Below are 13,751 nucleotides of genomic sequence, written 5' to 3'. Positions count from 1 at the left end.
TCTTATCCGTAAATATTTTTTCGTTCCGTCAATCAACTAGCTACCTATCAACTAGTTAATCCACAATTTATAACCGATAAAAAATAACGATTTAAGTATTACTACTTACACAAGTATGTAAAAAGAACCCTAAGTAGGCTTTCCTCCTTATACCTTAACCACACCGTCTCGTATTGTTATCGTACGGTCGGCAAGGGTGGCCAGGGTCTCGTTATGCGTCACGATGATGAACGTATGGCCTAGTTCGTCGCGCAGGCGGAAGAAAAGCTGATGGAGTTCTTCGGCGTTCTGTGAATCGAGGTTACCACTCGGCTCATCGGCAAAGACAATGGCCGGTTCGTTGATGAGAGCACGCGCCACGGCAGTTCGCTGTTGCTCCCCACCCGACATCTGCGACGGAAAATGATTGAGTCGATGCCCCAGATTAAGTGTCTTCAGCAGCGATTCAGCCCGCTGTCGCGTCGTTTTTTCGTCGCGTTTAGCGATGAAGGCGGGCAGGCAGACGTTTTCGAGCGCCGTAAATTCAGGCAGCAGGTTGTTGAACTGAAAGACAAAGCCGATCGTCTCGTTGCGAAAGCGGGCCAGGTCGCGGTCGTTCAGGGCAAATACATCCTGCCCATCAATTTCCAGCGTACCCGTATCGGGTCGGTCGAGCGTGCCGAGGATTTGGAGGAGTGTAGTTTTACCAGCCCCCGACGCGCCAACAATCGACACGACTTCCCCGGCATCGATGCTGAGGTTGATTCCTTTCAGGACAGGGAGATCGCCGTACTGACGGCGTAGGTTGGTCGTTTGCAGCAGGGGCACTCGGTTTGTGGTTTATAGTGGCAGTCTGTAGTTAGCGCGGCTCCCCGCCGGGATTTGTTGGTAAACGATTCCGGGAATCGGGTTCGGCAATGACAAACTACGAACGACAAACCACAAACTACGAACTCATTTATGCTTAACTTGCCGCACAAAAATACGATTTCCAACACTCCATGTTGCCATTACCATGAATATACACGAGTATCAGGGTAAAGAAATTCTCAAAAAATACGGTGTCCGGATTCAGGAAGGTATCGTAGCCGAGTCGCCCGAGAAAGCCGTTGAAGCGGCCAAGCAGATCATGGCACAGTCGGGTTCGAAGTTCGTTGTCGTGAAGTCGCAGATCCACGCTGGTGGTCGCGGTAAAGGCAAAGTTGTCGGTTCGGAACAGCGGGGCGTTGCGCTGGCCAAATCGGTTGACGACGTTCGGGATATCGCCAAAAATCTGATCGGCAACGTACTGGTTACCCACCAGACGGGTCCGGAAGGCCGTAAAGTCAATAAGGTTCTGGTTGCCCAGGACGTCTTTTACCCCGGCGCTTCGGAGCCTAAAGAGATGTACCTGAGTATCCTGCTCGACCGGTCGAAAGCCTGCAACGTCATCATGGCCAGCACCGAAGGCGGTATGGACATCGAAGAAGTCGCCGAGCATTCACCCGAGAAAATCGTGAAGGAGTGGGTCGATCCGGCCGTTGGTTTGCAGCCGTTCCAGGCGCGTAAAGTAGCCTTCGGTCTGGGTCTGGAAGGCGAAGCGTTTAAAGAGATGGTGAAATTTGTCACCTCGCTTTACAAAGCGTACGTCGAAACCGACGCGTCGATGTTTGAGATCAACCCGGTCCTGAAAACGTCTGACAACAAAATCCTGGCGGTCGATGCCAAAGTAAACCTGGACGACAACGCCCTGTATCGCCACCCTGACCTGGCTAACCTGCGTGACGTTGCCGAGGAAGATCCCCTCGAAGTAGAAGCAACGGCCAGCGACCTGAACTACGTTAAACTCGATGGTAACGTAGGCTGTATGGTGAACGGTGCCGGCCTGGCAATGGCGACGATGGATATCATCAAACTGTCGGGTGGTGAACCGGCGAACTTCCTCGACGTAGGGGGTGGTGCCAACGCCAAGACGGTTGAAGCCGGTTTCCGGATCATTCTGAAAGATCCGAACGTTAAAGCGATCCTGATCAATATCTTCGGTGGTATCGTTCGTTGCGACCGCGTGGCGACGGGCGTTGTTGAAGCCTACAAAGCCATCGGCGACATCAACATTCCGATCATCGTTCGTTTGCAGGGTACCAACGCCGAAGAAGGTGCTCGTATCATCGACGAGTCGGGGCTGAAAGTATACTCGGCTGTATTGCTGAAGGAAGCTGCGGAGAAAGTTGAGCAAGTGCTGAAGGGTCAGCAGGCGTAAGCTTCCACTACATAACAAAGGCAACGGCCCGAATGCATGCGTTCGGGCCGTTGCCTTTATGTCATATTGGAAACCCTTGACTACCTGACGTCGGTCTGGCGGTGTTTCATTTTATACGGCTGATTATCGGGCCAGGTCAGTAAGTGCAAATCAGCCCCGTCGAACGCGGCATAGGTACGAGCCGACACCCACTCCCCCAGGTTGATGTACCGACTGTCGGTCGTTACGTTCAGATCGAGTGGCAGGTGGCGGTGGCCGAAAATGTAGTAGTCGTGGTGGCGCTGCTGCTCGACCTCGCGGCAATACTGCATCAGCCATTCGCGGTCTTCACCCAGGAAACGTTCCTCATCTTTCTTCTCATTGCTCGCCCGGCTACTGCGCGACCATTTATGCGCCAGACCGATGCCAAGGTCCGGGTGAACATAGCGGAACAGGCGTCGGGCCAGGCGATTTTCGAATACTTTCTTCAATTGTTTGTAGACGTGATCGCCCGGTCCGAGTCCGTCACCATGTCCAATCAGAAACGTCTTCTCCCCCAGCTGATACTGCCGTGGTGCCCGGTACACGGGAATGCCCATTTCATCGGTGAAGTAGCTGTCCATCCACATGTCGTGGTTGCCCGTGAAGAGAATGACCGGAAGGCCGGCATCCGTCAGTTCAGCTAGCTTACCCTGTAGGCGGGCAAATCCTTTCGGGATACTGTGCTTGTATTCAAACCAGAAGTCGAAGACGTCGCCCACCAGAAAGATAATGGCGGCATCGGTTTTTACGTGATCGAGCCAGGCAACCACGGCCCGTTCGCGGGCACGACTTTGTTCGGGCGTGGGCGTACCCAGGTGAAAATCGGAAGCAAAATACGCTTTACGGCCGGGCGGCAACAGAATGGTTTCAACGTCGGTCATGACCGGCAAAGCTACGGCTTCTGATAAGATTGTTTTCGACAGGATGACAGGATGAACCGGATTTCTTTACCCTGAGCCAGACTTCAATCTGGTGTTTGTACGTCCGGTGTCGGGCGTTCAGTTCATTTCGGCCGGGAATGAGGTTCAGCACCAGTAGGCGTAAGCCCGTCAATTCGGTAATCCTGGCTGACCCATCACAAACATCTTACTGAAACTGGTAGTATTAGAGCCAACCGTTATTATTTTTGCGCATTATCACTTTTCTATGAAAATCAACTCACTTCTGTTCGCTCTACCCGTGTTGATGCTTACCTCCTGCTACAACACAGGCACTGATGCATCAACGGGTAACACGTCTGATAACGGCAGCGCAATACTGGCTAAGCAAGTCGCTGGCGTGAATATGATCAAGTCCGACGTCATCTATGAGGAGCCTTGCGCCATCATTGACGAAGAATTCATGCGGAAAACGTTTAACCTTGGCGAAGACGTTAAACTCGAAGACGTCAGTGCTGGCAAGGGATGCGAATTTGAGTGGGCAGGCAATAAAGTACTGCTGTCGTTTGGCGGCCGCCGGCCGTATCAGTCGATGTTTACCGCTGCGTATCAGTTCGACAAGATGTTCCAGGGCAAAGCAACGGGTGAGGATGACGTAGCGAAAGCCGATACCATCTCGGGTGCTACGGTCACGGCCGACCCGAAAGCAGGTGCTGGTACGCCCCCTGATTCAGCGGGTGCCAAGCAAGACGACGATAAGCATAAAATCAAGCCGGCCGTTGCGCACGGTGCTTATGAGCCAGTCAAAGACTTCGGCGATAAGGCGGTCTGGAATGCAAGTGAAGGTGCCCTGCACGTGCTGTATATCAATCACATCATTAACGTTCAGGTGGAGACCAAAGACAAAAATGACGTGAAGAAAGAACGCGCCAAGCTAATGGCTGAAGTACTGATGGAACGTATTCTGGACAAAGAATACTTCAGACACATGGAAAGCCACTAAGCTACTCCGTTCATACAACGAGTCAGCATTAACAGAAAGCGGTGCCAGTGCAAACTGGCACCGCTTTCTGCTTGGTATACCCGCCGATACAGTAAACGCTTTCGTTAGGTCCAGAGGTTGCTCAGCTAACAGGTATGGCAACACTGATAACTCTTCTTGTCAGCCTTTCTCTGACTAGGCTCACACGGCCCGATCTGGTACTACTATCGTGCTTCAGACGTATCCATTACCAGATACCAGCAGGCACCAACAAGTCAGAAGATTATTCATTTAGGCTCAGGCATTTATGACAAATGGGTCGACTATGTTGTGCATGTAAAGTGGGACCTACTGGCAACACAGGCATCCTGGAAATCTGGCAGGACGGTAAGCAGATTGTTGACGAACAGAACGTCAATATTGGCTATCGGGAACTGGTCAAGCCTTACTGGGAAATAGGCATCTATGCCTGGACGAGTAAATCAAAATACGCTGAACGCGTGCTTTACTATGACGAAGTGCGGATCGGTAACGCTACAGCTACGTACGAAATTGTGAAACCTGGCCAGACTAACTAAAACACTTTACGATTGAATGAACGAATGATTGAGTGATTGAATACCCATCGCCGTGTCACTGATCTGCTTCAATAACAATAACTTGAGATGATTCAGCATTGTACTGCGTACATTCTATAAGGGGTAATTCGACCCATTGACTGACTTATATAACCAACGAGTCAATCTGATCAACGTATGAAAACGCTTCCCCTTATACTTGCACTATGGGTCATATGTGCGACACACTTGACAGCCCAACACCGTCTGTCAGTTGCACCAACGTATTGGTTTCAATATAATCCTTACAAATATCGCGTTGCCACGGATTTTAATGGTCAACAGACCGACACACAAGTCAGTGGTTATAAGGCTATTTCATCAGTAGGCCTGGTGATACGTTACCAGTTCACCACGCGCTGGGATTTGGCGATAGGTGGACTTTACGCCCGGCCAGCTGACCATGTACAACGTCCTCAGAGTCCCTATGGCGCGCCCTCGGCCTTTACCAGTCAAGCGGTGCAATTCCCATTACTGGTCAGCTACCGACTGACTAACCGGCGGTTATCGCCTTATTTCTCGGCCGGTACGTTTTTTACCAAGAGCATTACATTTACTTCCCCACTACAAACCGACGGCGTCATTGCAGCAGGTATCGACTACCAGTTAGGCCCTGTTATGTCACTACTCGTTCAGCCAACAGCTAGCTATTCCTTTTCCCCGCCTGTTAACGACGTCGTTTATCAGTTCTCAAATTACCAATCGTATAACGTCGGTATACAGGCCCAGTTGCTCTATCGTTTTTGAGCGTTCGATCGACTGGCATTTGTTAAAATAAGTCAAAAACGGCGATGAGTTCCAACCCGTGCATACGGTCGGCTGTCCTCTTGGTGTATCTCAAAACCGTTTGTTACGTATGCGACGTTGTGTAATCCTACTTTTCTGTTTGTGTTTGCTCCCATTCTGGAGTTTTTCTCAATCAACGGCTGATGATAAACAGGACGATCTGTTGGGAAAAGGCCATTGGTCTGTCGGCGTTAGTGGCGGGGGTGGTTATGGTAGCGGACTGGGGGTGGTAACGAACATCACACCACGCATTCAGTATTTCCTGGCCGATGGCTGGGCGTTGCAGGCCGAAGCTCGGTATAGCAGAACGGGACCTGACTTCAGCTATCTGGGGGGTGGCTTATCGACCCGGTATTATTTCCTGCGCCGTAATCGGCTGGCGTTGTTTGGTCAGGTAGGGGCCAGCGTTGGTCAACATGTCTACAGCAAAGTCGAACCGACAGACCCCTACCGCCCCCTTTCTGCCCTTAAAGGAACCACCTGGCAACTGACAGCCGGCGCTGGGGCGCAGTACCGACTCGGGGCTCGCTGGTCTATCGAGGCTAGTGTTGAACGTAGTCAGCTAAAGCAAACGTACCTGATTCCCGATCACAGCGGCTGGCAGGGTAATATCGGCCTTTCGTTTAAGCTGAGGTAGAGCAGATTGTATGAGTGAATGATGGAGTGATTGAATGGTTGTTGAATAAATAGCCAATCACTCAATCACTCAACCACTCAACCACTCAACCACTCCATCATTCAACCATTCAACCGCCGTACGTAAGTAGCACATAGGCCCCCTGCGGGCTTTCCGCTTGTTCAACAAATTGCCATCCCTGCGAATAGTAGAACTGGAGCGCCCGCTGATTGGCTGCTTTACATTTGAGCGTTACCGGACGGCCTATGTCTGCCAGGCAGGTCCGTAGGAGCACTTTGCCTATCCCTCGTCCGATATACGCGGGACTGACGAACAGGGAATGGATAAAATTGTCCGGTGGCCACCAGGCGATAAACCCGACAGGAGTCGCCTGCTCAACCGCGACCAATACGGTTTCTTCCCGAGTGACCGCGTCAAAATCAGTCAGTCGAAAACTGACTGGATCGATCCAGGGAAAAGCTACCTGACGAGCCTGTTGGTAGACAAGCCGGAGCGATTCAGTATGCTCAGTCCGGTACGGAACGATACGCCAGTTCATAGGTTGGTCAATTACGCGTTTTACGTTTCTTTATCTACAGCCAGCCAGTCTGGCTATCACTGTTTCTATATCGTACCCCGTAGTCTGTTCGTTTCTACAATAGCCCTACGCGGTGGCGTGCGTACCGGTAAGCTGCTAAATCCGTTTACAAGCGTTTAGCGCACGGGACTGCGCCATGGTGGTAGCTAGCTATATTTGCAACAATCCGGCACTGTAAACCAACTAATTACAGCCAACTTCTTTTCTCATTTGTTCCGTTATAATGCTGCTTAACAAACAGATTCCGCTCCGCTACCTATTTGGCAATGTAAAGCACGAAATGCTTTATATCCTGGTCATCGGACTCCTGACCCACTACCTGAAAAATCATTTTCGGAACCAGATTCCTGATATGCCCATCAGCATTCCTGCTTTTATCGGTACAGCTATCTCGGTCCTTCTATCCTTCAAACTCAACCAATCGTACGACCGCTGGTGGGAAGCACGAAAAGTATGGGGCGGTATCGTCAACGACAGCCGTACGTTCGTGATTCAGATGCAGTCGTTTGTTCAGGCCGGTAATGAAACCCGCATTCAGGCCATTGCCCATCGACACATTGCCTGGCTGTACAGCCTGGGGCAGGCCCTTCGCGGGCTGGACCCAACCGAGAATCTGGCCCCTTACCTGAGCGAGACCGACCTGGATGCCCTGCAAGCGCATACCAACAAGCCCCTCGCGATTCTGCAACGGAACAGCCTGGACCTGTCGGGTTTGCAGCAGGACGGGCAACTCCCCCTGTTTTCCCTGATTCAGCTCAACGCGACGCTGGTCAATTTCTCCAACCAGATGGGCATGTGCGAGCGTATCAAATCGACGGTATTTCCGGCTACCTACCGGCAATACCTGCACTGGATTATTTACCTGTTTACCATCGTCCTGTCGATTGCACTGGGAAAAATCGACATCATTTTTGAGCTTCCCCTGCTGCTGGCGATCTCGACGGGCTTTTTCCTGCTGGAAAAAACTGCCGACAGCCTACAGGACCCATTCAACAATCAGCCGACCGACACGGCCATGACGGCCATTGCCCGCAACATCGAGATTAATATTCGGCAGTTGCTGGGTGAACATACGATTCCTAAACCCGTTGAACCGACTGACTATTACCTGTCCTGATCGGGTTTAGGTTAGTACCTGAAAAGGGCCAGTCGACGTCGTCAGCTGGCCCTTTTCGCTGGTGAACGGCTCCATTTTCAACCGTTCGTTTTAGTAGACGCGAGGCACTGGAGACTTAGTTGGCCGACGGTGCAAACCGAACATCGAATTCGCCGGACGCGCGCTTCCCCTTGACTACCACCGTGTAGGCAGTTCCTTTCTGATTGACCAGATGGACACTGTTCTTTTCAGTAGCGTCGATCTTTTTGGCAAATACAACCGACGAGGGCGATTTTATGGATGCCTGTAAATCACCCGACGTTTCAGCGAAACGGTAAGTCAGGTATGTATCATTGTTGGGCACGTGGATTACAAACCGTTGTTCGCCCTGTAACGCATCGAATGTAGCCTGAACGAGATCAGGGTTCGTTGTTCCCTGCCAGTTCTTGACGTATGTACAGGCACTAAACAGTAAGCTAACGGCAACGTATGCGACAAATCGATTCATCAGGATGGTTTTGATAGTAACCGGACAGTCCCTCTGCCGGATAGCCGATAGATGAACAAACAGCCTTGCTGGTTGCGTCGGTAACCCGATAAATTCATCTGTCTTCGGTCGAAACGCGAGCGGTAGTGTCGCGTGTGCTTCGCAAAACACCTTGCCAGCGGATAAACGAATCCGACAGTTATCCGCTAATGGCTCCACCTGGTTGCGGGCGACTCGACAGTACACAGCACCGATCAGCTTACCAACGCTCCTGCTCAATCTCGTTGGCCAGCCGTGGGTTAATGTTTACCCTGGCCGACTCGAAGACGAAAATGGTGGTTCCCCGCTCACGGGCGTAGGTACTTTTGACGGAGTCGGCGATGGACGCTTTCGCGAACAAGGGTCCGGTTTCGGCAAGCTCTTCAGCCGTTTCACCTCCCGTCTTGATTCGGATGAGATGGCGGTATGGCTTACTAAGGTCAAACCAGTTTATGTAATCAGCGTTGAACGTGACAGCTTTGATGGGTTGGCGCGCGTAGTAATTGATGGCACCGGCCTGTCCGTAATTATCGCACAGCACCAGCGTTCGTCCCGGATCAGGTAGGCGCGCATAGGCAGCATCTACTTTAGCCGCCAGTTCCCGCCAGCCCAGCATGTCCGCAAAATCCTGCGGCAGCGCATGGTCTTTGCCATCCTCCCAGCGCAACAGCCCCAACCGTTTGTACCGCTCCGACTGCCGGACAATTTCCGCCGGACTTTTGTTGGGGAAAGCCACCCTGTACAACGGAACAAACAGTAGTACAGGAAGCGCTACCCAGGCCGTTCGCAGCCATACTGCCGTCGTCCTGGCCGCTATGAATACAGCCCCAAAGGCTACATAAATGGGATAGATGCCTATCGCGTAGTAGCCTTTGGCTCTGAAATAGACAAACGCGGCCAGCGTAAACAGCAGCGCAAAAAAGAAAAGCCGATAGGTCGACAACGGTCGGTATACCAGCAGTCCGTACAGGCCAGCGCCAATAAGCAGGATCGACCCCATGAAGAATAGTACCTGTTCCTTGAAGAAGTCGACCCGGCTGACGTTGACCAGTTGGGTCTTGGCCAGCAACTGCATGTGGTGAACAACGGGAAACGCATGCTGGTATTGCCAGAGCAGGTTGGGCAGGATCAGCAGCAGGCTGACGCCCATGGCCAGATACACATGTCGGTTTAGTAACAGTCGACGGTGTTCGGTTAGCAGCAGCGCGGGAACAAGTCCGATGAGCAGAAAAACGACATTGTATTTGTTGAGAAACCCGACGGCAAAGACAACAGCAAATGCGTAGAGCCACCGGTGGCGCTTTGTGTTCAGATACTTGATTAGGGTAAAGTAGAGTGTTGTCCAGCAGAGGACGTCCATCGAATTGGGCTGGAACAGTTGATTCAGTCGCAACAGAACGGAAAACAGCACGCCCGTAGTCGCCAACACGCAGGCAAACAGCTTACCATCCAAGGCCTCTACCGTTTTCCAGACTACCAAAATCGTGAGCGCGCCAAAGAAGGCGGGAAAGAACCGCACGACATTTGTGCTATTACCCAGCCAGCGGATAACCTGCGCAACCCAGGATGTGAACGGTGGCACAGACAGGTACCCCCAAGCCGGATGGCCAGCCTGATCCAGATGCAGGTATTCATCCCGATGCAGATCGTATTCAGGATCGATCAGGACGTATTGAAGCGCAAACTTCAGGACGATAAAGCCAACCAACAGAACCGTTCTTTTCGTCATCGACTGCTATTCGGACTGTAAAACAAACGACTTGTCTGCACATGCGCTTAAGCGACGATCGAGTCGAATTCTACTTCTCGACAAGCTACGCGTCAACAAACGAAAGCCGTTTGGACTCACTAGACGCGCTACTGAGTTCAAACGGCTTTTCATATCATGTCAATCAGCGACTGACTTGCCAGCGAATTGACTTATAACGGAATCTGCTCGAAGACGACGGCCGGCTGATCGTTGTTTTTGAACGCCTTACGAGGTCGGATGTTGAGCGTCTGGAACAGTTGCTGATCGGCGTCTTCGTCGGGGTTGGGCGTGGTCAGGAGTTTGTCGCCGGCGAAGATCGAGTTGGCCCCGGCCAGGAAGCACAGCGCCTGCTCTTCCGTATTCATCCGCACGCGTCCCGCCGACAGCCGCACCATCGTTTTCGGCATGATGATACGCGCCGTCGCAATCATACGCACCATTTCCCAGACCGACACGCGGGGTTGATCTTCCAGCGGTGTACCTTCTACCGGTACCAGCGCATTGACCGGTACTGACTCCGGGTGCTGGGGCAGCGTAGCCAGCGTGTGCAGCATACCGATCCGATCCGTATGCGACTCACCCATGCCGATGATACCACCCGAGCAAACCGAGATTCCGGCTTTACGCGCGTGACCAAGCGTATCGAGCCGGTCGTCGTAGGTGCGGGTGCTGATGATGTCGCCGTAGTATTCTTCGCTGGTGTCGAGGTTGTGGTTGTAGGCGTACAGACCGGCATCCTTCAGTTTCTGCGCCTGACTTTCGGTGAGCATACCGAGCGTACAGCACACTTCAAGGCCCATTTCGTTGACGCCCTGCACCATGTCGAGCACTTTGTCGAAGTCGCGGTTGTCGCGCACTTCACGCCAGGCCGCGCCCATGCAGAAACGCGTGCTGCCCGTGTCTTTCGCCCGTTGTGCCGCCGTCAGTACTTCGTCGACCTCCAGCAGTTTGTGGGTTTTGACGCTGGTATGGTAGCGGGCAGCCTGCGGGCAATAGGCACAATCTTCGGGGCAACCGCCCGTCTTGACCGACAGCAGCGTACATACCTGCACCTCCTGTGGATCGTGGTGTTCGCGGTGTACGGTAGCGGCCCGGTAGATCAGTTCCAGTACGGGCGAATTATAAATATCGGCAATTTCAGCACGGGTCCAGTCGGTACGCAGCATAACGTAGTTTATGGTTTACAGTTTACGGTTCACGGTATTCCGTTTACCGCTGCCATCGCATGACTGTAAACCGAATACTGTAAACCTGGTCAACAAAGATAATCGGCGGGATGGATTTGGCGCGTCGATTGGCATCACTACTTATTTTTGTCGATGCTTCGTTCGATTCATCACTTCCTGAACCGGCCTGTGGCTGAAGATTTTGGCTTTACCAACCAAGTTCGACAGTCGCTGCTCAGTGGCGTTTACGTTTTTGCATTTGTGTACCTGTTCGGGGGTGGTCATACCGACGACTGGTCTCGGGCCGGGCTACTCGCTCTGTTCGGGCTCGGGTGTGTTCTGTCGACGCTGGTAGCCAATTGGCTTGTTCCGTCGCTCCTCCCTGCCCTTTATGACGAAGACCGCTGGACGGTTGGCAGACAGATCGTACAGGTTCTGTTTGTCCTGTTGTGCGTTAGCGTCGGCAATATGATCGTGATGTGGTTACTGCGTATAGGGCACGCTACGTTCTGGGAGATGTATGCCAGCGTTACGCTGATCGGATTCTTTCCCATCAGCGTCGGCGTATTCAGCAACGAGCAACGACGGTTGAAACGGAATCTGGCCCACGCACAATTGCTGAATCAGCAACTGGCCCGCATTGCCATTGATCCGCCTGTGACTGAGTCGGTAATGACCGCCAAACCAGAACCGACAGTAGCGCCCATTGTGCTTAGCTCGGAAAACGGACGCGACAAACTCAGCCTGATACCCGATCAACTGCGCTACGTCGAGTCGGTGGGTAATTATGTCGATGTGTACTGGCTACACACGGGGGCGCTGCACAAGACGGTACTGCGCAGTACGTTGAAGGAAATCGAAGCTACGCTCGCGTCACACCCGGACTTTCTGCGCTGCCACCGGGCGTTTCTCGTCAACCTACGGGCGGTCAGTCATGCCGACGGCAATGCGCGTGGCTATCAGCTTACGCTTACCGACGTTCCTAACCGCATTCCGGTTTCGCGCTCCTTCGTAGACACCTTCGATGCGCGCTTCGACACGGTAGCCCGCTCCCATTGATCCCAACGCAGCCGACCGGTCCCTGATTTATCCCGTTTATCCCTGTAGCAGCCACCCTGTCACTACTGATAGGCGTAACGACTTTGTGACGCCTAGTTTTGACAGATCGACAACGCATCGATCGATCAAGTAACGGCTTACTTATGACTGCTACCTTTCCTTCCTCCATGCTGAACGCCTTTCGGACAGGGCTACTGCTATTGTTTGTCTCCTACCGACTGCTGGCGCAATCCGACAGTTCGTACAATTCAGTCCCCCACCAGCCTGTTCAACTCGACGCAGCGAATCCGTTTCCGCTCTTCGACGATTCGTTTTACAAAAACCAGCTGTTTCTACTGGGCGAATCTCACGGCTTCCAGACACCCCAGGCGGTCGACTTCACCCTGCTCCGGCACCTGAATCAGCGCGTTGGCCTACGCCATTACCTGGCCGAAGTCGATGCCTCACAGGCCCGACTGCTGAATCAATACCTGCAAACTGGCGACACTACCCTGCTTAAGCGAGTGTTCACTCGTTGGGTAAAGCAAAAGGCGCAGTGGGGCAATGCCGATTTCTACCGAAAAATTCAGCGCATCCGGGCGCTGAATCAGACGCTACCCAACCGGCGACAGATTCGATTCGTGGGTATCGACCGGATTCAGGACAATCCCCTTGCCGCCGATCATCTGAGCAGTCTGCTCGCCACCGTCCGCTTATCGAACGACGATCGCGCGGTAGTCGATACGCTGTTGGCCCAGTTGCGCAGTAGTCGCCCCGACAGTATCGTTGGCGCAACGGCACTGCCGCTGCTCGACCGGTTCAAAGCCGATTCAGCGGCTTACCAGCGGCTCCTAAAATCGACGTATACCGAAACGCGGCAGTTACTGACCAACATTGGCTGGCTGCGGACGATACCCAGTCGCGAAGCGACCCTGTTCGCCAATTTCGCGCAGCTACTACCCGGCCTGAACGGTGAAAAACTGTACGGACTCTGGGGCTTCTTTCACGTATTGCAGGAAAAACCCGTCAACAGCGGAAAACCGTTGGCCTGCCGCATTCGGGAATCGAACCTGTACCTGCACGACAAAATTGTGTCGATTACGTTCGCTTACCTCGACAGTTTCATGATGTCACCATCGTCGTACCTACCCATAGAAGCACGAACGCCGGGGCAGCGCTTTTCACCGGTCAGCCTGTTCAACAACGACGGAAAGATGATGCATACCGAAGGCATCGACGTGATGCGGGCACTGACCAGGCCGCGTTCCGTAACCCTGTTTGCCCTCGACCGGCCCGGTTCCTTTGCCCGCACAACCCCACTACGAATTCGTTATTCGTCGGCCATGGCCCAGCGCATCGAGTTTAATCCAGCACTACCAATGACGGCTTACTTCCAGTATGTTATGCTGGTCCGCGACTCCCCGATGACCGAGCCACTAGCCAATTAACACGTTCTCTT

Annotated in this window: 14 protein-coding genes; 8 read left to right on the top strand and 6 right to left on the bottom strand. The window is 52.8% G+C overall.

All coding sequences use genetic code 11. The features are described from left to right. Nucleotides 1-147: 147 nt before the first annotated feature. Nucleotides 148-807, bottom strand: a complete 660-nt coding sequence (locus CLV58_RS13805) for an ABC transporter ATP-binding protein (RefSeq protein WP_106138413.1) — start codon at nucleotides 805-807, stop codon at nucleotides 148-150. A gap of 187 nt (nucleotides 808-994) precedes the next feature. On the opposite strand from CLV58_RS13805, the gene sucC reads away from it, so the two are divergent. Then, nucleotides 995-2,218: an ADP-forming succinate--CoA ligase subunit beta gene (gene sucC, locus CLV58_RS13800; protein ID WP_106138412.1), complete on the top strand. Its 1,224-nt coding sequence runs from the start codon at nucleotides 995-997 to the stop codon at nucleotides 2,216-2,218. Between the two features lie 80 nt (nucleotides 2,219-2,298). On the opposite strand, the gene CLV58_RS13795 is transcribed toward sucC, so the two are convergent. Then, nucleotides 2,299-3,120, bottom strand: a complete 822-nt coding sequence (locus tag CLV58_RS13795; RefSeq protein WP_106138411.1) for a UDP-2,3-diacylglucosamine diphosphatase — start codon at nucleotides 3,118-3,120, stop codon at nucleotides 2,299-2,301. A 265-nt stretch (nucleotides 3,121-3,385) separates the two neighbouring features. On the opposite strand from CLV58_RS13795, the gene CLV58_RS13790 reads away from it, so the two are divergent. The 4 genes from CLV58_RS13790 (at nucleotide 3,386) to CLV58_RS13775 (ending at nucleotide 6,139) form a co-directional block, all read left to right on the top strand. Further along, entirely contained in the window at nucleotides 3,386-4,120 is a 735-nt protein-coding gene (locus tag CLV58_RS13790) for a hypothetical protein (protein WP_106138410.1), read from the top strand. Between the two features lie 320 nt (nucleotides 4,121-4,440). Further along, nucleotides 4,441-4,677, top strand: coding sequence for a heparin lyase I family protein (locus CLV58_RS13785; RefSeq protein WP_170108704.1), 237 nt, complete (start codon nucleotides 4,441-4,443; stop codon nucleotides 4,675-4,677). Between the two features lie 177 nt (nucleotides 4,678-4,854). After that, complete coding sequence (locus CLV58_RS28040) at nucleotides 4,855-5,463, top strand: outer membrane beta-barrel protein (protein WP_146141439.1); 609 nt, start codon at nucleotides 4,855-4,857, stop codon at nucleotides 5,461-5,463. A gap of 145 nt (nucleotides 5,464-5,608) precedes the next feature. After that, nucleotides 5,609-6,139 carry an outer membrane beta-barrel protein gene (locus CLV58_RS13775; RefSeq protein WP_245882316.1) on the top strand — a complete coding sequence of 177 codons (531 nt, stop codon included), beginning with the start codon at nucleotides 5,609-5,611 and terminating at the stop codon, nucleotides 6,137-6,139. Nucleotides 6,140-6,248: 109 nt separating this feature from the next. On the opposite strand, the gene CLV58_RS13770 is transcribed toward CLV58_RS13775, so the two are convergent. After that, complete coding sequence (locus CLV58_RS13770) at nucleotides 6,249-6,677, bottom strand: GNAT family N-acetyltransferase (RefSeq protein WP_106138406.1); 429 nt, start codon at nucleotides 6,675-6,677, stop codon at nucleotides 6,249-6,251. A 262-nt stretch (nucleotides 6,678-6,939) separates the two neighbouring features. On the opposite strand from CLV58_RS13770, the gene CLV58_RS13765 reads away from it, so the two are divergent. Beyond that, a complete protein-coding gene (locus tag CLV58_RS13765) occupies nucleotides 6,940-7,833 on the top strand; it encodes a bestrophin family protein (RefSeq protein WP_106138405.1) in 894 nt (297 codons plus the stop codon). A gap of 115 nt (nucleotides 7,834-7,948) precedes the next feature. Here CLV58_RS13765 and CLV58_RS13760 read toward each other — a convergent pair whose 3' ends face one another. The 3 genes from CLV58_RS13760 to bioB all read right to left on the bottom strand — a co-directional run bounded on the left by CLV58_RS13760 (nucleotide 7,949) and on the right by bioB (nucleotide 11,254). Then, complete coding sequence (locus tag CLV58_RS13760) at nucleotides 7,949-8,320, bottom strand: hypothetical protein (protein WP_106138404.1); 372 nt, start codon at nucleotides 8,318-8,320, stop codon at nucleotides 7,949-7,951. 238 nt (nucleotides 8,321-8,558) lie between these two features. Further along, nucleotides 8,559-10,067 carry a glycosyltransferase family 39 protein gene (locus tag CLV58_RS13755; protein WP_106138403.1) on the bottom strand — a complete coding sequence of 503 codons (1,509 nt, stop codon included), beginning with the start codon at nucleotides 10,065-10,067 and terminating at the stop codon, nucleotides 8,559-8,561. A 191-nt stretch (nucleotides 10,068-10,258) separates the two neighbouring features. Beyond that, the gene (gene bioB / locus CLV58_RS13750) at nucleotides 10,259-11,254 is read right to left on the bottom strand and encodes a biotin synthase BioB (RefSeq protein ID WP_106138402.1); all 996 of its coding nucleotides are present in this window, start codon (nucleotides 11,252-11,254) and stop codon (nucleotides 10,259-10,261) included. Between the two features lie 153 nt (nucleotides 11,255-11,407). On the opposite strand from bioB, the gene CLV58_RS13745 reads away from it, so the two are divergent. Then, complete coding sequence (locus CLV58_RS13745) at nucleotides 11,408-12,313, top strand: LytR/AlgR family response regulator transcription factor (RefSeq protein ID WP_106138401.1); 906 nt, start codon at nucleotides 11,408-11,410, stop codon at nucleotides 12,311-12,313. A 143-nt stretch (nucleotides 12,314-12,456) separates the two neighbouring features. Beyond that, nucleotides 12,457-13,740, top strand: coding sequence for an erythromycin esterase family protein (locus tag CLV58_RS13740; protein WP_146141438.1), 1,284 nt, complete (start codon nucleotides 12,457-12,459; stop codon nucleotides 13,738-13,740). Nucleotides 13,741-13,751 lie beyond the last annotated feature (11 nt).

The sequence above is a fragment of the Spirosoma oryzae genome (assembly GCF_003002825.1).
Classification (GTDB): domain Bacteria; phylum Bacteroidota; class Bacteroidia; order Cytophagales; family Spirosomataceae; genus Spirosoma; species Spirosoma oryzae.
This window is presented reverse-complemented; position numbering and strand designations above follow the sequence as displayed.